The organism is Fructilactobacillus sp. X2R5C2, assembly GCF_059901375.1.
This window is the reverse complement of sequence record NZ_JBWXUX010000003.1, coordinates 1-22,220: the sequence shown is the minus strand read 5'-3', so window position 1 is coordinate 22,220 and position 22,220 is coordinate 1. Positions and strand designations below refer to the sequence as shown.

The following is a 22,220-nucleotide window of genomic DNA, read 5'->3' as shown; positions in this document are numbered from 1 at the left end:
ATTAATTTTCCCTTCTGAACCGTGTTCCTTGCGGTGTATCTTCTAGTATAATTCCCTTATTTTTTAATTCATCACGAATTTCATCGCTTCGGGCAAACTGCTTGTTCTCCCGAGCGTTATTTCTTTCTTGAATTAATTCTTTAACTTTATCATCATTTAATTCGCTACTTTGGAGTTTAATTCCAAAAATGGAAGATAACTGTTCCAGTCGCTTCATCAACAATTTGATTGATTCTTTAAAAACAACGGGACGTTCCGCGTAGACATTGCCGAGTTTAGCTAGCTCGTAAACCTTTGCGATTCCATTTTGAACGTTAAAATCATCATCCATGGCATCCTGAAAATCAGCTTGAATTTGCCGAATTTCCTGATCTAATTTTGGATCATTGTAATCCTCAGCATCCTTTAATCGGTAATTTAAATTGTCAAAGGCGGTTTGGATTTTTTGCAGATTAGTAGCTGCTTCGTCAACTCCCTGCTGGCTAAATCGAATTGGACGCCGGTACTGGGTAGTTGAGATTAGAAACCGAAGTGCCTGTGGGTTATCCTTTTTCAAGAGATCGTGAACCGTCACAAAGTTTCCCTTTGACTTACTCATCTTTTCATCATCGTCACCGACGGTAACAAAACCATTATGAAGCCAGTAATTAACAAACTTCTGATCAGTCTTGGCTTCACTTTGAGCCCGTTCATTTTCATGGTGAGGAAATTCTAAATCGATTCCACCTCCGTGGATATCAAAAGTATTACCCAAATACTTAGTTGACATCACTGAGCATTCAATGTGCCAACCTGGGCGTCCCTTTCCCCACGGTGAATCCCATGAAATCTCGTCTGGTTTTGCTTTTTTCCAGAGGGCAAAATCAATTGGATCCTCCTTCTGAGCTAGTTCTTCACTTGAAACGTGTTCACTTGCACCACTCTCAAGATCATCAATGTTCTCATGACCTAGCAGGCCATATGATTTAAACTTTCGGGCACGATAGTAGACCGTTCCGTTAACATTGTAAGCATATCCCTTATCAATTAAATCAGCCACAAAGGCAATGATGTCTTTAATATTATCCGTTGCCCGTGGATTAACGGTTGCGGGCTTTACGTTTAGAGCTTTAGTATCTTCCATGTAAGCATTGATGTACTTATCAGCTAACTTAGGAACCGTCGTTCCCTCTTTCTTTGCTTCGTTAATCATTTTATCGTCAACGTCAGTAAAATTGGACACATAGTTCACTTGGTAGCCACAATACTCCAGATACCGCCGAATGGTATCAAACGCTACCACGCTTCTAGCGTTACCGATATGAATGTAGTTATAAACAGTTGGACCACAGACATACATATTAACCACACCGGGTGTAATCGGCTCGAATTTTTCTTTTTCATTTGTAAGTGAATTATAAACTTTTAGCATGTCCAACCTCCTAATTATTATTCAATACTAACATACTCATAATGACCCAAATCAATGATCCCATCCATTATGAACTAGACCAATTGAAAAGAAAATATTTTACTTTTTTAGTGCCGTCTTCAACGCTTCACCAATGGTTGAGACACCAACTACTTGAATGTTCTTTGGTGGCGTCCATCCCTTTAAGTTGTATTTGGGAACAAGTACTCGCTTAAAGCCTAACTTTTGGGCCTCAATAACGCGTTGTTCAATTCGATTAACCCGTCGAATTTCACCAGTCAAGCCAAGTTCACCAATGTAGCATTCTTTCGGATCGGTTCCCACGTTTTCGTAACTGGAGGCAATACTGATTGCCATTGCCAGGTCAATCGCTGGTTCGTTTAACTTCACTCCACCAGCAGCCTTTAAATAGGCATCCTGATTTTGCAACATTAATCCAGCTCGTTTTTCTAAAACCGCCATAATCAACGAGACCCGGTTCCGATCAAGACCAGAAGCGGTCCTTTGTGCGTTCCCAAAAACCGATGGAACAATGAGAGCCTGTAATTCCACCAGAATCGGACGAGTTCCCTCCATTGCTACCACAATGGCAGAGCCGGTGGCATTTTTTAAGCGTTCTTCCAGAAAAATTTCGGATGGATTTTTAACCTCTTTGAGACCGTCTTCGTCCATCTGAAAGATTCCTAGTTCGTTAGTAGAACCAAATCGATTCTTAACGGCCTGTAATAGTCGATAAGAATGATGTTTGTCCCCTTCAAAATAAAGGACGGTATCCACCATGTGTTCAAGTGTCTTAGGTCCTGCAAGCGTTCCACCCTTGGTAACATGACCCACTAAGAAAATAGTAATCCCATTCGTTTTAGCAATATTCATTAAGTCAGAGGTAACTCCTCGAACCTGGGTCACAGATCCAATGGCAGAGGGAATTTCATCCTCCTGCATGGTCTGAACTGAATCAATAATGACCGTATCGGGTTTTACTTCTTCAATGGCTTTTCTGATTGAAGCCATGTCAGTTTCAGGATAAATGTATAAATTACCATTTTCGGAAACATTCAGTCGATCGGCTCTCATTTTAATCTGATCGGCACTTTCTTCTCCCGAAACATAGAGGACCCTTTGTCCTGAGTCAGCCAACTGACCAGAAACTTGCAAGAGTAAGGTTGACTTACCAATTCCTGGATCACCACCAATTAATACCAGTGACCCAGGTACGATTCCACCACCTAGGACACGATTTAATTCATTTGAATCCACCTGAACTCTAGGAGCACTTTCTGCGTTGACCTGTCCGATTAACTGTGGTTGTGATTTGTTGCCACTAAGGGAAACTCGACTAACATTAGCCTTTTTCGGATCGGTCTTCTGAACGGTCTGTTCCACCATCGTGTTCCACTCACCACAGTTGGGACAACGTCCCATATAGCGTGGTGAAATGTATCCACAGTTGGAACAAACGTATTGTGTTTTTGTTTTAGCCATTAAATCATTTCCTAACTATTTGCCAGAAGAGCCAAATCCCCCATTTCGAGTTAATTTTGGTCCTTCATCTTTGTCCGCCAATAAATAAGGCATAAAGATTCCCTGTCCAATTCGGTCACCCTTTTTAATCTTGCGATCAACGATGCCGAAATTTAAAATCTGGACAAAAATCTCCCCCTCATTACTCTCATTATTATAGTAATCAGCATCAATGACACCAATCCCATTAGGAATCACTAAGTTTCGTTTAAGTGGATTACTCGAACGATTTGCAATAATCAACACTTCGTTTGGTTGCATGTAAGCCTTGATTCCGGTTGGAACCAAGAACGGTTTTAGAGCCTTTTCTGAATCCATAATAGCTTGCTGATCTAAATTCTTTTGTGCCTTGATAATGGCAAACGCATGCATCAAACCGGTCTTCCAGATTGATGGGATGGTCATATCACAAGCACTGGCAAAGTCATAGCCAGCCGCTTTTTCCGTTGCTCGTTTTGGTAACGTTAAATTTTCGTTCTGATATTTTGAAACAATTTCAAAGCCTCTTAGCATAATCGATTACCCCTTCATTTCTCAAAAATTCCTACTATTATTTTACCAGTCTTTTCTAAAATTTGACATTGCTTGACAAAATCATGAAGACCAGTGAAAATTAATATTAGTGGTCAAGTTACTGAAAGTAACGACTTAATTTGAAGGGGAACAATCAAATGAATTCAGCAGATCAGCGAGAGTTAAAGAAACACGTTGGAAAAGAAGCTGTTAAACACGTTAAGGATGGAATGGTCTTAGGTCTTGGATCGGGAACCACCATCAAGTACATGGTAGATGCTCTGAGCGAACGCATTAAGAACGAAGGCTTAGACATTATTGGGGTACCAACTTCTAACAAGACTAAGCGTTATGCTGAAAGTCTTGGGATTACCACCAAGGACGTCGACAAAGTCGATCACATTGACCTCACCATTGATGGGGCTGATCAGATCGATAAGAACTTCCAAGGAATTAAGGGTGGCGGTGCAGCGCACTTAATGGAAAAAATCGTTGCCATTAACTCTGATCGTAATATGTGGATCGTTGATGAAAGTAAGATGGTCAAAAAGCTCAACTATCCACTTCCACTTGAAGTAATTCCATACGGTAGTGGTCAACTTTATCGCCGTCTTAATCGAATGGGACTTCATCCCAAGTTCCGGCAAAGTGGTCATGGAGGAAAGCTAACGACTGATTCCGGTGATTACATCATTGATCTTGGACTACCAGAGATCACCACCCCAGTTCAACTAGGTGAAAAACTCGATAGTATGACCGGAATTGTGGAACATGGTTTGTTCCTAAACATCGTTAATACCATTATTGTTGAACATGCTGACGGTCCTGAAACAATCGAAGCCCGTTAGGTTCGAGAAATTACAAGAATAATTACGCAAAGTTTTAACAATCTTAGCCAATAAAAAGGACGAAAACTTAAATAAAAGTTTTCGTCCTTTTTATTTTACTTCAGATACGTTTTATCTAAAATGTCTAAATCAGGATCAAAGGTATAGATGATAGGACGACCATTTTTAACTTCGACTCCATCAATTCCCTTATCACTAATGTTTTCTAAGTATTTAATTAACGCTCGTAGAGTACTTCCGTGAGCCACTATCAATTGATTTTTGCCATCAAGAAGTCGAGGAGCAATCTCATCCTGCCAATATGGAATCATACGATCATAAGCCATTTTAAGACTTTCTGCTGGCGGTTCAACCACTCCCAGTCGTCGATACTTTCGCACCGGCGGGACTTCGTCTAATTTCGGTGGGACCGCATAAAAACTCCTTCGCCACTTCATAAACTGGGTATCTCCTACCCGTTTTCTAACTTCTTCTTTATTTTGGCCCCTTAATGCACCGTAATGCCGCTCGTTTAAGCGCCAACTCTTGTGTTCAGGAATAAAATCCTGATCAATCACATCTAGGACAATCTCCGCGGTCACAATAGCACGTTTTAAAACGGAAGTATGGACGTCACTGAATTGAATCCCGGTTTCTTTTAACCGTTTGCCAGCTTTAATGGCCTCTTCAGCACCCTTTTTAGTTAGTGGGACATCACTCCATCCAGTAAAGGTATTAGTGTGATTTGCGACACTTTCGCCGTGTCTCATAATTACTAATTTACTCATCCAATCGCCTCAATAAACTAAGATTACTTACTTTCCTCAATCGTCTTGTCATTTAACATGGTGGCATCGGTCTCCTTGTAGCGTTCTCCGATAAAGGTAACCACGGAACCAATCAAAATGATCACGATCCCGACGACGGTTGGCAAATTGATCTTCTCACCAACAAAAATCATGGCTAAGATTGGTGCCAAACCAGGTTTTATGAAGAATACTAGGGACGCAATGGAAACCCCAGACTCCTGCATGGCCAAGAAGTAGAAGGCAAATCCACCACCAGTCACACAAACTCCAATAAAAAACAAAATCCAAAAGTTTTGTAAGTTAACATCTTTCAAAATGGGAATGGCAGCGAACTGGCTTAACCATCCCACCGTTTTCATTCCGCTAGCCACAGCAGGAATGTTGGTAATCAATGATAGAACAAAAAGTTCAAAAGAACCAGCAATAAATGTAAAACAGGTAATGGTTATCCCATCTAAATTCCTTTTCACCGAACAGGATTGTGACAGAATACTATAGAAGCCAAAGGTAACCGCTGACAGAAGGGATAAAATAATTCCAACTGGATTAGTCAGATTAAACGGATTGACAATCACAATTAACCCAATAACGGAAATAATAAGCGAAATTAAATTTGCTCGTCCAATTCGTTCGTGCAAAATGAAATAGGCAAAAATAACTGCAAATACTGGATTACAACTAAACAAAACGGCCACAATGGCTGGTTTATCATAAACGATGGCTAACTGATACAAAGTCATGCTGATAACCACACATGCAAATCCGGTAAACGCAAAGGCTTTCCAGTCATCTAGATTAAGCCTCCGCCGTCTTTTATGTAACTCATAAAAGGCAAACGGCAACAATACTACCCCACCAATGAAGAATCGCAGTAAATTTAACTGAATTGGATTAAACTCACTGCCAGCAACCTTTAAGGCAATCTCCATCGAACTAAACATTAACGTTGAAATTAAAACATATATCACTGATTTTTTCACTTTACACTACTACTCCCATTCTTTACTTGTCTATTTTTCAATTGACTCGTCTTAATGGATCTGTTGTACGATCACCATTAAAATGGGTAAAACAATCAAACTGATGATGGTCGTCTCAGTAACCATCAATGAAGCATAATCGGCGTCCGCACCATACTTTCTGGCAACAATTGGGGCATTTGTCATAACTGGCATGGCCGCTTGCATGATAAAAACCTGTTTCATTAAAATTGGCATTCCGGTTGGAATTACCAAGAGCGCCATGAGGGATGGCGAAATGATAAACCTTCCTAGTAAGATCCCCCAATTGGAAGCACTCAAATCGAACTTGGCAAGATTGACATTTGCCATTGAAATTCCAATGAACATCATGGAAAGTGGAATCGTCAAGTTCCCGACGTACTGAAAATCACTCATTAAGAAACTAGGTAGTTTGATCCTAAGAAGGACCAAAATGACCCCAATAATGAATCCTAGAAGTGGCGGTGAAAGGATCTTCCCGATCGTCTTTTTCCAATCAAACTTGGAATTGGCATCCCCGTCCATTTGAATTAGGTAAACTCCAATGGTCCAGAAAAACGTCGTGTTGGCCATGTAGTACACCAGAACGTATGGGAGGCTTTGTGCTCCAAACAACGCCATATTAACCGGCAAACCAACAAAGACCGTATTAGAATTTAAAAACATCGATTCAAACAAGCCCCGATGATACTTTTTAATGCGAATAACTCGTGCAATTGCCACAGAAATGCCGAACATGATCAACATACTTACCACGGGGAACCGCAAATCTGGCAGGGTCGAAAGTAGAGTATCAGCCGTAAAATCATGACCAATGGTGTAAATCATGTAACACGGTAAAGCAACGTCAATCACCAATTTTACAATTAAGTTCGTGGAATCATCGTTGAACCAATGCCGTTTTGCCAAAACAAAACCAAGTATAATCATGATTAACACGATTAGTATTCCTGAAATACTTTTAAAAAAGATCCCCATTAGACCATCCTATTCCTATAAATTTAACTTAATTTATTGTACCATATGATTTTGTGCCATTAAAAACTACTATAATGGGACAATATGGTTATATTAAAATATACTAAAAAGTTAAGAAATAACTAGCGTTTGTCTTCAAGACTGCTATATAATTTGAACCAGTATTAATAATAAGTGGGGGCTGCACATGTCAAATAACGATAACAATAATGACAATTATCAATCACGTAATCGTCGGTCCGGTAATCCACACTTTGCGGAACCACAATCTGAACCCGCCGTTGATTATGATGAAGAACCACATCATCCAATCGCATGGACCTTTATGGCCATCGTCTTACTAATTGTCCTCATTGGACTAGCGTTCGGATTTCGAGCTTATACGCAAGCACGTCATTCGTTTGGCGGAACATTTCAAGATGATGGCATTGGAAAATCACGAAACGTATCTGGGATCCTCAAAAAAAGAAAGCCCTTTTCCATCCTATTGATGGGAACCGATACAGGGGCACTGGGGAGACACGACGTTGGTCGTACTGACACAATTATCGTTGCCACCGTTAATCCACAAAAAGAAACTACTTACCTAACCAGCATCCCTCGTGATACTAAAGTGGTTGTTAACGGCGATTCCCAGCCATACGAAAAAATTAACGCAGCTTATACCATTGGCGGTCCTAAAACTGCCATTTCTACCGTCCAGGATCTTCTTAACGTTCCCATTGATTATTTTGCCATTGTTAACATGGGCGGATTAAAACAGATGGTGAATTCAGTCGGTGGAGTTGACGTTAAACCACCACTCACATTCAAATATGGCAATGCAAACGTAGTTAAGGGCAAAATGACTCACCTAGATGGAGACCAAGCCCTTGACTATTCCAGAATGCGTGATGACGATCCAAAGGGTGATTATGGACGGCAACAACGGCAACGTCAAATTCTGGAGAAGCTGGTGATGAAAGGAATGGGAATTTCTTCCATTCCTAGGTACCAACAAATTCTTGAATCACTAAACGGCAATCTCAAGACTGATTTGTCCTTTGATGACATGATTGCGATCAGATCCAAGTATGGTCCAGCTACTCATCACATTAAGTCGGAAACACTACAGGGAAATGAAGCCATGATTAATGGGATTAGTTACCAAGTAGCTCAACCCGATGAGCTAATGAACGTTTCTAATCATATTCGGACAACTTTGAATCTCGATCCTGCTAAGGGATTAACTTCCAAGCAACAACAAACTAACTCCCCTAGTAACGGAAATGGCGGGGGTCAAGCTAATAATCAAGATTCAAGTGATAACTCTAGTTCCGCTTCAACCGCGCCAGCATACTAAAAAAGCACTTCACATAACGTGAAGTGCTTTTTATCTTAATTTAATTTTTTATCTAATTTCATTTAAATCAAGGCCTAATGCTTTGGCAACCCGAGTTCCATATTCAGGATCAGCCTTATAAAACTGTCTGGTCTCCAGGACCTTAATCTCATGGTTATTAACGGAACCTAAAGCGCCCTTGATGGTCTGAATCAAACGATCTCGTTCTTCAGGCTTCATAACATGGTAAAGCTTCCCAGCCTCACTATAATAATCGGTATCGTAAGGTTTAAAGGCACCAGTTTCACCCTCGACCTTATCAGGACTGGTTGAAGCACTGAGATCCTCAACTGGACCGCCTTTACCATTTGGCTCATAGTTAACCGATCCGTCTTGTCCTTGTGCCATTAAGCCATCTCGTTCATAGTTATGAACACCATCAACAGGACGGTTGACCTTAAGTTGTTCATAATTAGCTCCTAAACGGTATCGCTCAGCATCCTTATAGGCAAACAAACGTCCTTGTAACAGTTTATCTGGACTAGCTTCGATTCCAGGAACTAGGTTAGCTGGTGAGAAAGCTAATTCCTCAACGTCGTCAAAATAGTTAGTTGGGTTTTGATTAAGGGTAAATTCACCAACTTCTTGCAGTGGGTAATCTTTATGAGAAACAACTTTAGTGACATCAAAAATGTCAGGTTTATAGTCAATTCCAGCTTGATATGGGAGAATTTGGACGTAAACCTTCCATGTTGGATAGTTCTTTTGTTCAATCGCATCGTACAGGTCATGAATAAGGTAATCCGTATCCTTAGTAGCTGCTTCAGAAGCCTGCTCATTCGTCATGTTTTTAACACCCTGTTGACTAATAAAGTGATACTTAACCCAAAATGGAGTTCCTTCTTTATTAACCCACTTATAGGTGTGACTACCATAACCATTCATGGTTCGGTAACTAGCCGGATTACCACGATCACCCATCAAATAGGTTACTTGATGAACTGATTCCGGTGAATGAGACCAGAAGTCCCATTGCATTTCTTGAGAACGCAAGTGAGTCTTAGGATCACGTTTTTGAGAATGAATAAAATCAGGAAACTTAAGGGGATCATTTACGAAGAATACCGGAGTATTGTTTCCGACGATGTCATAATTGCCCTCTTTAGTGTAAAACTTCAACGCAAATCCACGAACATCCCGCACTGTATCAGGATAACCAGCTTCTCCTGCAACCTGAGAAATTCTGATTGTCATCGGGGTTTCTTTCCCCTTTCCGTTAAAGATGTCAGCCTTAGTGTACTTGCTCATATCATGAGTTAGTTTAAAAACACCCTTGGCACCAGCACCTTTAGCGTGAACAACTCGTTCTGGAATTCGCTCACGATTAAAGTGAGCTAACTTTTCCAGTAGTTGATAGTCTTGCATTAAAACTGGGCCACGAACCCCAGCAGTTTGTGAATGTTCATTGTTAGCCCATGGTTGGCCAGCTTCAGTTGTTAATTTATCTGTCATAATCACATCATCCCTTGATAATTAATTAATATACCCACTTCTCTAAATTAATCCTAGCGCGCTGAAAGTCAATCAAAGGAACCTAAAAGCCAAAAAATAACACCTAATCTTAAGAAAGATTAGGTGTTATTTGAATCATTATTCAATTATGCGGCCAAGAAGACTCGAACTTCCACCGGGATAAATCCCGACAAGATCCTTAATCTTGCGCGTCTGCCAATTCCGCCATGGCCGCATTGCTACAATAAACATCATAGCAAATTTAACGACGAAGCGCAATGAATTTTTGAATTAATCTTCACCACGAATGGTAGCACCATCACGATCAAGATCAATTAACCGACATTTTCCGTCCAACTGATCGTTACTTTCAATCTTGCTTTGTAAGGTCGTTAAGTGATCATAGTCACCTAACGTAATGATTGAGGAACCCACTCCACTAATGTAGGTTCCATAGATTCCTAATTCATGAGCGGTTTGTTGAATAACCTTAAAGTCTTTAAAGTCATTCCCCTGACCGGTTCGAATCAGACTATCAGCTTCAACCATATGAGCAGCCTTATCCCAATCTTTCTGCATTAAAGCCGCAACAAATACATTCGAAGCACTACTGGTTTGAACCTCTTGGGCAAATTTAATTTCCTTAGGGAAACGTTCCATTCCCTTCTTTTGGGTAATTTTTTCGTTTCTGATAAAGACCAAGGCTTGCATTTCATCAGGCATATGAGCTTTTACCACGTCGGTTTTACCATCTTCATAATGAGAGATGGTAATGTCACCTAAAATTGCCGAAGCGATGTTATCCGGATGGCCTTCCATCCGACTACCAATGTTGATCTGATCATTAACAGATAAGTTCATGTTTTCGAGTTTGTTGGCAATTTTAATTCCCGCTGCTATTGCCGTAGTGCTCGAACCCAGTCCTTTTTCAAGCGGAACATCTGACATTACTGTTAGTTGGTGGGGCATAATCTTAGGATTGACCTTCAAAATAGTTTGAACCACTAGGTTCTTGTCGTCGTGAGGGACTGAGTCACCAAAAGCGTGGTTAACCCGCCATTTTTCCGTCTCTTCTTCAACAATAACCGTGTAATACATGTGAAGAGCAAGTCCGATTGAACTATATCCGTTTCCAACGTTTCCTGAGGTTGCAGGAACTCTAACAATAATTTTTTCCATGATATTTCACTCCTTTTTAACTAGTTTTAGCTTACCACGACACTTACTACATACAAAGCGGGAAATATTTACCCGTCGCTTACGTCGATAGATCTGACCACAATTTGTACACTGGTAAAGATAATAAATTGTCGATTTTGCTTTTAAATTAGGGGCATATCTACTTCCACCGACAGCTTTAAGTAACTGCTTAAATTCTTTAGAACGATGATTAGCTGAGTAACCAGCTAGGTGTAAATGATAATGAACCAGCTCATGCTTAATGATTCCAATCAGTTCATCCTCTGAAATCACATCTGCCATTTTTCGATTAATATCAATATTATGATCTTTTAAGTGATAACGACCACCCGTTGTTTTCAGGCGCCCATTAAAATAAGCCCGATGCCTAAATGGTTTTCCAAACGACTCTAACGAAATTCGTTCAACTAACTTCTGTAATTCATCATCTTGCAACTGGCTTCGCTCCTATTCTGGTCCCACCATTGAAAGTTGGATACGTTTTCGATCAAGATCAACGTCTAAGACCCAAACATCAACAATATCACCAACGGAAACGACCTTCGCCGGATCCGAGATAAACTTGTGACTCATTTTAGAAATATGAACCAGACCGTCCTGCTTTACTCCAATGTCAACAAATGCTCCAAAATCGGTTACATTTCGCACCGTTCCTTGTAATTTCATTCCGGGTTTTAAATTATCAATCTTCATGATGTCTGATTTCAAGAGGGGCTTAGGCATGTTATCCCGTTGGTCCCGTCCTGGATTCTTAAGACTAGTCAGGATATCGGTCACGAGTTGTTGATCAATTGATAATGATCGGGACAACTGTACTGGATCAGCTTTTTCGAGCTGTTTCTTGCCATCTTCAGAACTAAAATTATCAAGGGTTAATCCCAATTCATTTAAAATTTGCTTAGCTTCTGGATAACTTTCTGGATGAATATCAGTGTTATCCAGTGAATTCTTACCGTTGATAATGCGCAAAAATCCAACCGACTGCTCAAAAGCTTTTGGTCCAAGCCGCTTAACCTTTTTAAGCTGATTACGATTCGAAAACATACCATTTTCATCCCGATACGTCACAATATTTTGGGCAATGGCCTTTGAAAGACCCGAAACATGTTCTAAAAGGTCCGGGCTCGCGGTATTCAAGTTCACCCCAACTTGATTAACCGCCGTCTCAATCACTCGGTCCAACTGGTCATCGAGATTACTTTCAGAAACATCGTGTTGATACTGACCAACCCCAACCGCCTTAGGATCAATCTTGATTAGTTCCGCAAGCGGATCCTGTAAACGACGTCCGATGCTAATTGCGGACCGTTCCTCAACGTGTAAATCTGGAAACTCTTTTCTGGCATTGTTACTAGCGGAGTAAACGGACGCTCCTGCTTCATTAACAATTACGTAATGAACCGGATAATTAATCTTCTTAATGGCATCCGCCACAAACTGTTCTGACTCACGGGAAGCCGTTCCGTTTCCAATCGCAATCATTTCAACGTGATACCGTTTAATTAAATCAATGAGTTGTTGCTTTGCACGGGCCTGCTCGGAAGCAGTGGCTGGTTTGGTTGCTTTAATAATTTTCTTGGTTAAAAATTTTCCACTAGCGTCAATCACAGCAAGTTTACATCCCGTTCGATAAGCTGGATCAAATCCTAGTACTACTTTCCCCTTGATGGGCGCCTGCATCAATAAGTGATACAGATTTCTACCAAACACTTCAATGGCATGTTTTTCGGCCGTTTCAGTCATGTTGGAACGAATTTCACGTTCAATGGCAGGACCAATAAACCGCTTGTAAGCATCTTTTCCGGCTTCTTTTACGAACGCCAAAGATGGCCCCTTATGATTACTAACTACATGGAAATCAATGTAATGCATGATAGCATTCACATCAACATCCAGTTTCACGTTTAAAACCTTGGCTTTTTCACCACGGTTAATGGCCAGGATCCGATAACTTGGAACTGCTTTTGCTCGTTCACTAAAGTCATAGTAGTCACTATAAACGCCACCATCATCATTTTCCTTTCCCTTGGTTTTAACCTTGGTCACTAAAATGGCATTCTTGAGGGTATAATTTCGAATCCACTCTCTAAGCTTAGCGTTATTACCAATTGCATCAGCGATGATTTCATGAGCCCCGTCTAAAGCATCATCAGTTGAATCAACGTTCTGCTCATTATTTACAAACTTTTGCGCCAACTGGGCTAAGGGTTGATCACGAAACTTTAAAATGGCAGCTGCAAGTGGCTCTAACCCACGTTCTTTAGCAACCGTAGCTTTGGTCTTGCGCTTCTGTTTGTATGGAAGGTAGAGATCTTCAACTATTTGCATGCTTTCTGCGTTTAAAATTTCATTCTTTAGCTGTGAGGTTAATTGTCCTTCTTCATCAATCTTTTTAATGACTTCGGTTTTTCGATGACTGAGTTTCTCTAATCGTTTGTAGGTATCCTCGAGTTCCCTAATCTGAACTTCATCTAAGTTTCCGGTTCGTTCTTTTCGATAACGGGCGATAAAGGGAACGGTATTTCCATCATCTAGCAGTTCTAGGGTGACTTCAATCTGTCGTTTTGAAATGTGGGGTAAGGCCCCGGCGGTTTTGTCAATTAGCGTTTTATCCATCTCTTAATCATCTTCCTTCAAAGAAAAACTCCATTAAATAATTAACGGAGTTTAGTACACTTACATTTACTTATTTCCAAAATGTGTCATAAACATTAATTGGAAGGTGACGCTTATGTTGGGTCTTCAAATACCAGTTTTCAATGACTTGAGCTGCGTCTGAACTAATATCTTTCCCCTCCAAGAAGTCATCAATATTTTTATAACTGACCCCTAGTGCCTTCTCATCTGGAAGTGACGGACGATCGTCCTCGAGATCAGCCGTTGGAGTCTTCTCGTAAAGATGTTTAGGAGCACCAAGATATTCCAACAAAGCGCGTCCTTGACGCTTGTCTAAACGCCAAATAGGAACAATATCTGAGGCTCCATCCCCAAATTTGGTATAAAATCCAGTCACCGCCTCGGCAGCATGATCAGTTCCAAGGACAATTCCTTGATTGGCACCGGCAATCGTAAACTGAGCAATCATTCTAGTCCGAGCCTTAATGTTACCCTTATTAAAGTCCGAAATAGAATCACCATTGGCTTCCACCGCTTTAACCATCGAGTCGACCGATGCCTTGATGTTGACACGTTCCACACGATCAGCATCCATGAAATCAATGGCTTCCATTGCATCGGATTCATCAGACTGTTCGCCATAAGGAAGTCGAACGGCGATGAATTGGTACTCCGTATCTCCCGTTTCCTCTCTTAACTCGTTCATGGCCATGGCGGCTAATTTTCCGGTTAAAGTCGAATCTTGCCCACCAGAAATTCCTAATACAACCGACTTAATAAAGGAATTCTTTTGAACGTAATTCTTGATAAAATCAACGCTACGACGAATTTCAGTTTCTGGATCAATCTTTGGCTGCACCTTTAAATCATCAATAATTTGTTTTTGAAGTTGTTTTTGCTTTTCATCCATCGTACTCACCTACTCTAATTTTTGTTCAACCCCATTATGAATCTGATTAATCAAATTCATCTTGTGATCCCAAGCTTTCTTAGAAAGGTCAACCGGATAATCTTGTGGATTAAGCTGACGCTTGTATTCAGGCCACAAAGCTCCAAGTGAGTCCGTAGCATGTTGCTTGGTCTCTTCTAATGATGGCAAAGAATAAACCTGTTTTCCATCTTTAAAAATATCTTTAAGGAGTGGCTTAGCATTAAAGTTTTTAATGGTCTTATTGATGTAAGTGAAGTGGGGATGAAACATGAACAATGACGACTGTTCTTGTGGATCTTCCCCGGCAAGGGTGATGTAATCACCCTCGGACTTCCCATCATCTTTTTCAGTAATTCTCCAAACCTGCTTCTTTCCAGGAGTTGAAACCTTTTCAGCATTGTTAGAAAGCTTAATGGTATCAACCATGTGACCTTGTTCATCCTCAACTGAAACCAGTTTGTAAACTGCGCCCAGTGCGGGTTGATCAAAGGCCGTAATTAACTTGGTTCCAACTCCCCATGAATCAATTTTAGCATTCTGCATCTTCAAACTGCTAATGGTATACTCATCTAAATCATTGGAAGCAACGATCTTAACGTCTTTAAAACCAGCGTCGTCCAGCATTTCTCTGACCCGCTTGGATAGATAAGCCATATCACCGGAGTCAATTCGAACTCCCTCAAAGTTAATTTTATTACCCATCTTTTTAGCAACCTTAATGGCATTAGGAACTCCGCTTTTGATGGTATCAAAGGTATCTAACAAAAAGGTGCAGTTCTTATGCGTCTGAGCATATGCCATGAAGGCATCGTAGTCATTTCCAAACGATTCGATCAACGAGTGCGCCATTGTTCCACTAACCGGAATGCCGAATTCTTTACCAGCTAAAACGTTAGAAGTGGCATTAAAACCACCAATGTAAGCAGCCCGCGTTCCCCACAGTGCGGCAGAAACTTCTTGAGCTCTTCGACTACCGAATTCCATTAGCGGATCATTACCCGCTATCATACGAATTCGGGCAGCCTTAGTTGCAATTAGTGTCTGGTAGTTCACCATGTTTAAAATGGCAGTCTCAACTAACTGGCACTCCGCAATCGTTCCCTCAACTTGGACGATTGGTTCATTGTTATAAACCAGGTCACCTTCAACAGCAGAACGAACGGTTCCGGTAAATTTAAAGTTCCGTAAGTAATCCAAAAATTCATCGGAATAATCTCCAACTGATTTTAGATAATTAATATCGTCTTCGGTAAAGTGAATGTGGTTAATGTACTCAATGATATGCTTTAATCCAGCAAACACTGCGTAACCATTTCCAAATGGCATGTCTCTGAAAAATACTTCAAAAACCGCATGGCGATTTTGCATGTGTTTCTCAAAGTAAGTTGCCATCATATTGATTTCATAATCATCAGTGTGTAAAGTTAAATTATCAGGATCTCTTAATGTTGACATTTTTAAATCTCCTTTAGCTAGAAGCTAAGACACTGTTACTTAAGTCACATTGTATCACAAATTCAACCTAAGGAAGGATATCAAATGACCCCTAAATTTAAGACCACCAACATCGTTTCAATTCCCTTTGTTAACACGACTTTCAATGATTTTATGAGGACAGTTGAAGCACGCATTAATGATCACAAAAACACGTTTGTGGTAACGGCTAATCCAGAAATTGTGGTGTATGCGGATCATCATCCCCAATACCAAAAAATTCTGAAATCAGCCACCTATGTCGTTCCAGATGGAATTGGAATTATTAAGGGAGCCCAAATGTTGAATGATCCCATTCCCGAAAGAATTACCGGTTATGATATTTTTTGCCGCTTATTAGAATGGGGCAATCAGAACAACAAATCAGCATACTTTCTGGGTGCTAAACCAGAGGTGGTGTTTGACCTCCGCAAGATTCTAACGGTTAACTACCCCAATTTAAACATTGTTGGGATGCAGGATGGTTATTTCAAAAATGAGACTCCTATCGTTAGTACCATCGAAAATCATGATATTGACATGATCTTTGTGGCCACTGGATTTCCCTTCCAAGAGGAGTTCATTGAGAAGTATAGAAACAAAAACAACGGCTTATGGATTGGCGTTGGTGGTAGTTTTGACGTACTTGCTGGTCACACCCAAAGAGCACCACAATTTTGGATTGATCATCACATTGAGTGGTTGTATCGCCTAATCAAGCAGCCCACCCGCTTCAAACGGATGCTAGCAATTCCAGAATTCCTAAAATTAGTCAGAAAACAAAAAAAGGATGAGAGGTAATCTCATCCAGAGCGGATCCACTTGTGGGTCCGTTTTTTATTTATTTAAATAAAATTCAAAGCGTTCGGCTGCATACTGAGTTTGAACAAATTCAAATGGTTGCTGATTTTGAAGATAGGAAATCTGCTTTAATTTTAGGATTGGGGCCTTTGCATCAATGTCAAGTAAATCGGCAATCCGATCAGTGGCTAAAATGGCCGAAATAAACTGTTTCGCACTTCTTGGACGAAGACCCTTCTTATCCTCTAAAGAACGATACAGAGAACTTGAGACATCTTCTTCACTTAATCCTTCGACCATGGAAGCATTCACCGCCGCTACCTCGTAACAGATCGGTACCTCATCACCATAACGAATCCGATTCATACGCAGCACTCGATCATCCTGACTAAGTCCCAGGACGGAAGCTTCCTTAAATGTTGGTTCCACAATCTTATACGATAGTGTCTTAGTGGAGGGTTGTTTGCCTTGTGCCAGCATGATGTTAGTAAAACTCGTGACCCCTGACATCTTCTCTTGTACCTTTTGATTGGTAACATACGTCCCTGATCCGGCCACACGTTTTAAAATACCATCTTCAACAAGCGCTTGCACAGCCTGTCTAAATGTCATCCGACTAACCCCATACTGTTCGGACAATTTCCTTTCAGAAGGAATTCTGGTCCCTACTTTCCAGCTCCCATTCTCAATCTTGTTCTTGATATCATCGTGAATCTTAATATAAACAGGTACTGTCATAATTACTCCTACCTTGGTATAAAAAAATCGACTAACATCTGTTAGTCGATTTTACACCAATAATTAGTATTGGGCTAGCTGGGTTCGAACCAGCGCATCACAGGATCAAAACCTGTTGCCTTACCACTTGGCTATAGCCCAAGAATTAATGGAGGGGAGTGGATTCGAACCACCGAACCCGAAGGAGCGGATTTACAGTCCGCCGCGTTTAGCCAGACTTCGCTACCCCTCCATAATAAATGAGTAATTCGTAGCAACGAATCAACGTTTATTATATTACACGGAAATGATGGTTTCGTCAACACTTTTTTGCAAAAAATAAAAGACGCTAACTTTACAGCGCCTTTCATTATCGTGATTTTAATTAACTCCATCCATTAACTTCTTAACTGGTTTGATCATCAATAGTAAGACAATCCCAAATGCGATGGCAACCAGTCCAACAATCCCGAAGTATGCAATTTCATGTCCAGGAGTATAGAACTTAACAATTTGTGAGTTAACGGCCTGCCCAGCAGCATCAGCTAAGAACCACATGCTCATCATCTGTGACTCAAATGCCTTAGGAGCAAGTTTAGTGGTAACTGATAAACCAATTGGAGAAATCAACATTTCAGCAATTTCAACAATGGCCCAACTACCAATTAACCAGAGTGGACTAACCTTAGCAGATGATCCAAACAAGAAGATTGGAATGATCATGAATAAGTATGAAAGTCCGGCGAAAAACATTCCCCAAGTAAACTTAGCTGGTGAACTTGGTTCATCTTTTCTCTTTGCAAGATAGGTCCACAAGAATGCAAAGAGTGGTGTATAAATCATAATAAATAATGGGTTTAATGACTGATACCACGTTGCATTAATATGAAGAAATCCTAAGTTATTATTAGTCTGATTTTCAGCAAATAAAGCTAAAACAACTGATCCTTGTTCTTCAATTGCCCAGAATACCGCAGCAGCGATAAATAATGGGATATAAGCTAAGACCCGTGAATGCTCGGTCTTCGTAACCTTCTTACTCCGTAAAATAACAACAAAGTAAATAATGGGAGTTAAGATTGCGATGATACTTAATAACAAAACAAAGTTATCAATGCTCAAAACCTTGAAGTACCACATTCCTGCGATGATAGCAGCAAAGACAGCTAAACCACCAATGATTTCAAGAACTAACCGATTTAAATCGTTTGGTTCTAAGGGATCACTTGGATACAAGCCATCGATACTCAAAGTCTTTTTACCACTGAAGTAGTAGTAAATTAAAGCAAAGAACATTCCAATCGCAGCAAGTGAGAACCCAGCGTGGAAGTTAAAGTCCATTCCAACAGTTCCGACTAGGATTGGAGCTATAAATGATCCTAAGTTAATTCCAAAAACAAAAATCGTAAATCCGGTATCTCGCCTTGGATCATTTTCACCATACAGAGCACCAACCATTTCAGAAACATTTGGTTTTAAAAGCCCAGTACCAACGGTGATCAATACGATCGAAATAAATAATGCTCCGGCGCCAAATGGTAACGACAAGACCACGTGACCAAACATGATTAAAATTCCACCGTATAGAACGGTCTTTCGACTACCCCAGACACGGTCACTTAGATAGCCACCTAAAACTGAGGTTAGAAATACCAGTGAACCGTAAATCGCCATAACTGAAGCTGCGGTGGTTGGAGAGAATCCTAATCCACCCTTTGCAACTGAGAAATACATGTAGTACAGAAGAATTGCACGCATCCCATAGTAACTAAATCGTTCCCACATTTCAGTGAAGAACAGTGTTTGCAGCCCCTTTGGCTGTCCAAAGAACGCATGGTCGAGACTTTTCTCGCCTTGTCCGTCCATAAAATCTCCTCCTGTCAATCTTTTAACAATTATCAGAAATAATACCATTCTTGATTTTCATTTACAATCATATTTCGACAAAAAATTTGTTAGAATAGTGATTATCAAGGAAAAGGAAGTGAATATGTTGTTTAAGGAATTTAAAGAATTTATATCACGTGGAAATGTTATCGACATGGCCGTTGGAATTATCGTTGGGTCTGCCTTTACTTCCATCGTAACGTCATTGGTTAATAATATTTTTAATCCGTTTATTGGCCTATTCTTAGGAAAAATCGATCTTTCATCTCTGGCAATTACCGTTGGTAAGGCAAAGATAAAGTATGGGTTGTTTCTAAATTCGGTAATTAATTTCTTATTGATTGCTTTTATAGTGTTTTTATTAATTAAATTCATTAATAAGTTATCTAACAAAAAACAAGAAAAGAAGGCTCAAGAACCGAGCCTTACTGATCAATATCTTGCAGAAATTATTAAACTGCTTAAAAAATAAATTTCCCTTTAAACATCAACTTTTTGTTGATGTTTTTTTATAGCATATCCAAGTATCTGTCTCGTTCCCATTGGGAAACATTTTGTCTGTAAGCATTCCATTCCATGTTTTTAGCGTCCAAGTAGTTCTGGTACATGTGAGGACCCATGGCCTTCTTCATGAGTGGATCGGCTTCATAGGCTTTTAGTGCGTTATGAAGAGTAGAAGGTAAGTTTTCAATGTGGTCTAACTTACGTTCCTGACCATCCATGTGGTAAATGTTACGGTCAATTGGTTCACCTGGTTCAATCTTATTCTTGATTCCATCTAATCCAGCTTCAAGAATTGAAGCAATTGCTAAGTATGGGTTAGCTGAAGGATCGACACTTCTAAGTTCAAGTCTAGTACTTAAGCCACGACTGGCTGGAACTCGAACTAATGGTGAACGGTTGGATGCAGACCATGCCACGTAGACAGGAGCTTCAAATCCAGGAACTAGACGCTTGTATGAGTTAACGATTGGATTACATACGGCTGTTAATGCCTTAGCGTGCTTTAAAAGTCCACCTAAGAAGTAATATGCCGTTTGTGATAACTGAAGATCACCATCTTTATCGTAAAAGACGTTGTCGCCATCTTTATCAAATAATGACATGTTAATGTGCATTCCTGATCCGTTAATACCATTTAAGGGTTTTGGCATAAAGGTTGCATATAAGCCGTATTTTCTAGCAACGGTTTTCACAACTAACTTAAAGGTTTGGATGTGGTCAGCAGTTACAACCGCATTATCATACTGGAAGTCAATTTCATGTTGGCCAGATGCAACTTCATGATGAGAAGCTTCAACCCGAAAGCCCATGTTTTCGAGTTCTAAGACCATATCACGACGAATATTGGCTGCCAAATCCATTGGTGCAAGGTCAAAGTAACTTCCATGATCATTTAATTCAGTAGTAGGGTTACCCTTATCATCCATCTTGAATAGGAAGAATTCAGGTTCTGGACCAATGTTAAAGTTGGAAAAGCCCATTTCTTTCATTTCACCAAGAACACGAATCAAGTTGTTTCTTGGGTCACCGACAAACACCTTACCATCGGAAGTGTGAACACTACATGTTAATCGAGCAACTTTTCCGTGTTCATCACCCCATGGAAATACCATCCACGTTGAGAGATCTGGGATAAGATACATATCACTTTCCTCAATGCGGACGAATCCGTCAATTGAAGAACCATCAAACATAATCTTCCCATCTAAAACTTTGTCCAATTGGTTAACGGGAACTTCAACATTTTTGATGCTACCCATTAAATCAGTGAACATTAATCTGATAAATCGTACATCTTCATCTTTTACCATCTGGCGAATGTCGTCTTTTGTATAATCATGTACCATAAGTAATCTCCCTTATTTTAAATACTTGCCTTGTTGCTTTAAATCAGAATCATCATACAAGCGTCCAGCCTTTAAAATATCGTCCTTTAAATACTCACGCACATCTTCATCACTAAGTGATTGATTACTATCATGTAAAGCTTTTCGACGACGTTGTTTTTCAAAAACTCGCTTAACCTGAGCAATTGTCATTCCCTCAACTAAATAGTTGTGAATTTCAAGAATTTGATCGACGTTTTCTAATGAATATAAGCGTCGGTTCCCTGAGGTTCGTTTAGAATGAACAAGACCCTGATCATCGTAATATCTTATTTGTCTGGATGATAAGGAAGTAAGCTTCATCACGGTTCCCATTGGGAGAACCGCCAAGGATTTCCTTAATACTTTCTCACTCATATGCATATCTCCCTGATATGAGACCATTCTATTCGTTATTGGTATAAGCGTCAATATGGTATGTTATAAAAAGTAACATACAATTCAAATTATTCTAAAAATTAAGGCTAATTAAAAAGGCATCAGAGATTATTTAATCTCTGATGCCTTCATTATGTATATGGATCATTTAATCCATTATTATTTTTATTCACTCGTTATTTCTATGTCGGAATTCAAACGTCATTAAGAATGAATAAAACAAGATTTATGCCGGCTGCAGGATTTGAACCTGTGACCCTCGGTTTACGATACCGATGCTCTACCAGCTGAGCTAAGCCGGCAAAATGACGATAAATTAAAAGTGCTAACGGCAATTGTTGTTAGCACTCGGACATAGCTCCGGCAGGCGGGCTCGAACCGTCGACAACCTGATTAACAGTCAGGTGCTCTACCAACTGAGCTATGCCGGAATAA

Annotated in this window: 20 protein-coding genes and 5 tRNA genes; 4 read left to right on the top strand and 21 right to left on the bottom strand. The window is 40.1% G+C overall.

Going from position 1 to position 22,220, the window contains the following annotated elements; all coding sequences use genetic code 11:
- Position 1: 1 nt before the first annotated feature.
- The 3 genes from cysS to AC6UD2_RS04515 all read right to left on the bottom strand — a co-directional run bounded on the left by cysS (position 2) and on the right by AC6UD2_RS04515 (position 3,445).
- Complete coding sequence (gene cysS / locus AC6UD2_RS04525; protein ID WP_500698161.1) at positions 2 to 1,411, bottom strand: cysteine--tRNA ligase; 1,410 nt, start codon at positions 1,409 to 1,411, stop codon at positions 2 to 4.
- Positions 1,412 to 1,510: 99 nt separating this feature from the next.
- Positions 1,511 to 2,893 carry a DNA repair protein RadA gene (gene radA / locus AC6UD2_RS04520; protein ID WP_500698160.1) on the bottom strand — a complete coding sequence of 461 codons (1,383 nt, stop codon included), beginning with the start codon at positions 2,891 to 2,893 and terminating at the stop codon, positions 1,511 to 1,513.
- 15 nt (positions 2,894 to 2,908) lie between these two features.
- Positions 2,909 to 3,445 (bottom strand): dCTP deaminase/dUTPase family protein, encoded by a 537-nt coding sequence (locus tag AC6UD2_RS04515; protein ID WP_500698159.1) that lies wholly within the window; start codon positions 3,443 to 3,445, stop codon positions 2,909 to 2,911.
- 158 nt (positions 3,446 to 3,603) lie between these two features.
- Here AC6UD2_RS04515 and rpiA point away from each other — a divergent pair, with 158 nt between their 5' ends.
- Positions 3,604 to 4,293: a ribose-5-phosphate isomerase RpiA gene (gene rpiA, locus AC6UD2_RS04510; RefSeq protein ID WP_010021762.1), complete on the top strand. Its 690-nt coding sequence runs from the start codon at positions 3,604 to 3,606 to the stop codon at positions 4,291 to 4,293.
- Between the two features lie 95 nt (positions 4,294 to 4,388).
- Here rpiA and AC6UD2_RS04505 read toward each other — a convergent pair whose 3' ends face one another.
- Genes AC6UD2_RS04505 through AC6UD2_RS04495 form a run of 3 tightly spaced genes read right to left on the bottom strand, consistent with a single transcriptional unit; the run spans position 4,389 to position 7,060 of the window.
- Positions 4,389 to 5,060, bottom strand: a complete 672-nt coding sequence (locus tag AC6UD2_RS04505) for a 2,3-bisphosphoglycerate-dependent phosphoglycerate mutase (protein ID WP_039144573.1) — start codon at positions 5,058 to 5,060, stop codon at positions 4,389 to 4,391.
- Between the two features lie 23 nt (positions 5,061 to 5,083).
- Entirely contained in the window at positions 5,084 to 6,061 is a 978-nt protein-coding gene (locus AC6UD2_RS04500; RefSeq protein ID WP_500698158.1) for a DMT family transporter, read from the bottom strand.
- A gap of 51 nt (positions 6,062 to 6,112) precedes the next feature.
- On the bottom strand, positions 6,113 to 7,060 hold the full coding sequence (locus tag AC6UD2_RS04495) for an AEC family transporter (protein WP_056998348.1): 948 nt from the start codon (positions 7,058 to 7,060) through the stop codon (positions 6,113 to 6,115).
- 187 nt (positions 7,061 to 7,247) lie between these two features.
- On the opposite strand from AC6UD2_RS04495, the gene AC6UD2_RS04490 reads away from it, so the two are divergent.
- Positions 7,248 to 8,402 (top strand): LCP family glycopolymer transferase, encoded by a 1,155-nt coding sequence (locus AC6UD2_RS04490; protein ID WP_500698157.1) that lies wholly within the window; start codon positions 7,248 to 7,250, stop codon positions 8,400 to 8,402.
- A 48-nt stretch (positions 8,403 to 8,450) separates the two neighbouring features.
- Here the strand turns inward: AC6UD2_RS04490 and AC6UD2_RS04485 are convergent, their stop codons facing one another.
- From AC6UD2_RS04485 to AC6UD2_RS04455, 7 genes are all read right to left on the bottom strand, one after another.
- Positions 8,451 to 9,893, bottom strand: coding sequence for a catalase (locus AC6UD2_RS04485; RefSeq protein WP_500698156.1), 1,443 nt, complete (start codon positions 9,891 to 9,893; stop codon positions 8,451 to 8,453).
- Positions 9,894 to 10,042: 149 nt separating this feature from the next.
- Positions 10,043 to 10,128, bottom strand: a tRNA-Leu gene (locus AC6UD2_RS04480).
- Between the two features lie 56 nt (positions 10,129 to 10,184).
- A complete protein-coding gene (thrB, locus tag AC6UD2_RS04475) occupies positions 10,185 to 11,072 on the bottom strand; it encodes a homoserine kinase (protein ID WP_039144584.1) in 888 nt (295 codons plus the stop codon).
- 6 nt (positions 11,073 to 11,078) lie between these two features.
- Positions 11,079 to 11,528, bottom strand: a complete 450-nt coding sequence (locus AC6UD2_RS04470; protein ID WP_500698155.1) for a SprT family protein — start codon at positions 11,526 to 11,528, stop codon at positions 11,079 to 11,081.
- 12 nt (positions 11,529 to 11,540) lie between these two features.
- Complete coding sequence (locus AC6UD2_RS04465; protein WP_500698154.1) at positions 11,541 to 13,709, bottom strand: Tex family protein; 2,169 nt, start codon at positions 13,707 to 13,709, stop codon at positions 11,541 to 11,543.
- 70 nt (positions 13,710 to 13,779) lie between these two features.
- Positions 13,780 to 14,619, bottom strand: a complete 840-nt coding sequence (nadE, locus tag AC6UD2_RS04460; RefSeq protein ID WP_500698153.1) for an NAD(+) synthase — start codon at positions 14,617 to 14,619, stop codon at positions 13,780 to 13,782.
- Positions 14,620 to 14,628: 9 nt separating this feature from the next.
- The gene (locus tag AC6UD2_RS04455) at positions 14,629 to 16,095 is read right to left on the bottom strand and encodes a nicotinate phosphoribosyltransferase (RefSeq protein ID WP_500698152.1); all 1,467 of its coding nucleotides are present in this window, start codon (positions 16,093 to 16,095) and stop codon (positions 14,629 to 14,631) included.
- Between the two features lie 84 nt (positions 16,096 to 16,179).
- Here AC6UD2_RS04455 and AC6UD2_RS04450 point away from each other — a divergent pair, with 84 nt between their 5' ends.
- Positions 16,180 to 16,914: a WecB/TagA/CpsF family glycosyltransferase gene (locus tag AC6UD2_RS04450; RefSeq protein ID WP_500698151.1), complete on the top strand. Its 735-nt coding sequence runs from the start codon at positions 16,180 to 16,182 to the stop codon at positions 16,912 to 16,914.
- Between the two features lie 36 nt (positions 16,915 to 16,950).
- Here the strand turns inward: AC6UD2_RS04450 and AC6UD2_RS04445 are convergent, their stop codons facing one another.
- The 4 genes from AC6UD2_RS04445 to AC6UD2_RS04430 form a co-directional block, all read right to left on the bottom strand.
- The gene (locus tag AC6UD2_RS04445) at positions 16,951 to 17,652 is read right to left on the bottom strand and encodes a GntR family transcriptional regulator (RefSeq protein ID WP_039144602.1); all 702 of its coding nucleotides are present in this window, start codon (positions 17,650 to 17,652) and stop codon (positions 16,951 to 16,953) included.
- Positions 17,653 to 17,721: 69 nt separating this feature from the next.
- Positions 17,722 to 17,793: transfer RNA gene (locus tag AC6UD2_RS04440), tRNA-Gln, on the bottom strand.
- 8 nt (positions 17,794 to 17,801) lie between these two features.
- A tRNA-Tyr gene (locus AC6UD2_RS04435) sits at positions 17,802 to 17,884 on the bottom strand.
- Positions 17,885 to 18,012: 128 nt separating this feature from the next.
- Positions 18,013 to 19,497 (bottom strand): peptide MFS transporter, encoded by a 1,485-nt coding sequence (locus AC6UD2_RS04430; protein WP_500698150.1) that lies wholly within the window; start codon positions 19,495 to 19,497, stop codon positions 18,013 to 18,015.
- A gap of 127 nt (positions 19,498 to 19,624) precedes the next feature.
- On the opposite strand from AC6UD2_RS04430, the gene mscL reads away from it, so the two are divergent.
- Entirely contained in the window at positions 19,625 to 19,990 is a 366-nt protein-coding gene (gene mscL, locus AC6UD2_RS04425; RefSeq protein WP_039144668.1) for a large-conductance mechanosensitive channel protein MscL, read from the top strand.
- A 37-nt stretch (positions 19,991 to 20,027) separates the two neighbouring features.
- Here the strand turns inward: mscL and glnA are convergent, their stop codons facing one another.
- The 4 genes from glnA to AC6UD2_RS04405 form a co-directional block, all read right to left on the bottom strand.
- The gene (gene glnA / locus AC6UD2_RS04420) at positions 20,028 to 21,368 is read right to left on the bottom strand and encodes a type I glutamate--ammonia ligase (protein WP_039144605.1); all 1,341 of its coding nucleotides are present in this window, start codon (positions 21,366 to 21,368) and stop codon (positions 20,028 to 20,030) included.
- 12 nt (positions 21,369 to 21,380) lie between these two features.
- On the bottom strand, positions 21,381 to 21,764 hold the full coding sequence (locus tag AC6UD2_RS04415) for a MerR family transcriptional regulator (RefSeq protein ID WP_010021739.1): 384 nt from the start codon (positions 21,762 to 21,764) through the stop codon (positions 21,381 to 21,383).
- 250 nt (positions 21,765 to 22,014) lie between these two features.
- Positions 22,015 to 22,087: transfer RNA gene (locus tag AC6UD2_RS04410), tRNA-Thr, on the bottom strand.
- Between the two features lie 56 nt (positions 22,088 to 22,143).
- Positions 22,144 to 22,216 (bottom strand) — tRNA-Asn (locus tag AC6UD2_RS04405).
- Positions 22,217 to 22,220 lie beyond the last annotated feature (4 nt).

Bases quoted from the DNA above. Each gene is read 5' to 3' on its own strand.
- cysS (WP_500698161.1), bottom strand. From the start codon at position 1,411: ATGCTAAAAGTTTATAATTCACTTACAAATGAAAAAGAAAAATTCGAG.
- radA (WP_500698160.1), bottom strand. From the start codon at position 2,893: ATGGCTAAAACAAAAACACAATACGTTTGTTCCAACTGTGGATACATT.
- AC6UD2_RS04515 (WP_500698159.1), bottom strand. From the start codon at position 3,445: ATGCTAAGAGGCTTTGAAATTGTTTCAAAATATCAGAACGAAAATTTA.
- rpiA (WP_010021762.1), top strand. From the start codon at position 3,604: ATGAATTCAGCAGATCAGCGAGAGTTAAAGAAACACGTTGGAAAAGAA.
- AC6UD2_RS04505 (WP_039144573.1), bottom strand. From the start codon at position 5,060: ATGAGTAAATTAGTAATTATGAGACACGGCGAAAGTGTCGCAAATCAC.
- AC6UD2_RS04495 (WP_056998348.1), bottom strand. From the start codon at position 7,060: ATGGGGATCTTTTTTAAAAGTATTTCAGGAATACTAATCGTGTTAATC.
- AC6UD2_RS04490 (WP_500698157.1), top strand. From the start codon at position 7,248: ATGTCAAATAACGATAACAATAATGACAATTATCAATCACGTAATCGT.
- AC6UD2_RS04485 (WP_500698156.1), bottom strand. From the start codon at position 9,893: ATGACAGATAAATTAACAACTGAAGCTGGCCAACCATGGGCTAACAAT.
- thrB (WP_039144584.1), bottom strand. From the start codon at position 11,072: ATGGAAAAAATTATTGTTAGAGTTCCTGCAACCTCAGGAAACGTTGGA.
- AC6UD2_RS04465 (WP_500698154.1), bottom strand. From the start codon at position 13,709: ATGGATAAAACGCTAATTGACAAAACCGCCGGGGCCTTACCCCACATT.
- nadE (WP_500698153.1), bottom strand. From the start codon at position 14,619: ATGGATGAAAAGCAAAAACAACTTCAAAAACAAATTATTGATGATTTA.
- AC6UD2_RS04455 (WP_500698152.1), bottom strand. From the start codon at position 16,095: ATGTCAACATTAAGAGATCCTGATAATTTAACTTTACACACTGATGAT.
- AC6UD2_RS04450 (WP_500698151.1), top strand. From the start codon at position 16,180: ATGACCCCTAAATTTAAGACCACCAACATCGTTTCAATTCCCTTTGTT.
- AC6UD2_RS04445 (WP_039144602.1), bottom strand. From the start codon at position 17,652: ATGACAGTACCTGTTTATATTAAGATTCACGATGATATCAAGAACAAG.
- AC6UD2_RS04430 (WP_500698150.1), bottom strand. From the start codon at position 19,497: ATGGACGGACAAGGCGAGAAAAGTCTCGACCATGCGTTCTTTGGACAG.
- glnA (WP_039144605.1), bottom strand. From the start codon at position 21,368: ATGGTACATGATTATACAAAAGACGACATTCGCCAGATGGTAAAAGAT.
- AC6UD2_RS04415 (WP_010021739.1), bottom strand. From the start codon at position 21,764: ATGAGTGAGAAAGTATTAAGGAAATCCTTGGCGGTTCTCCCAATGGGA.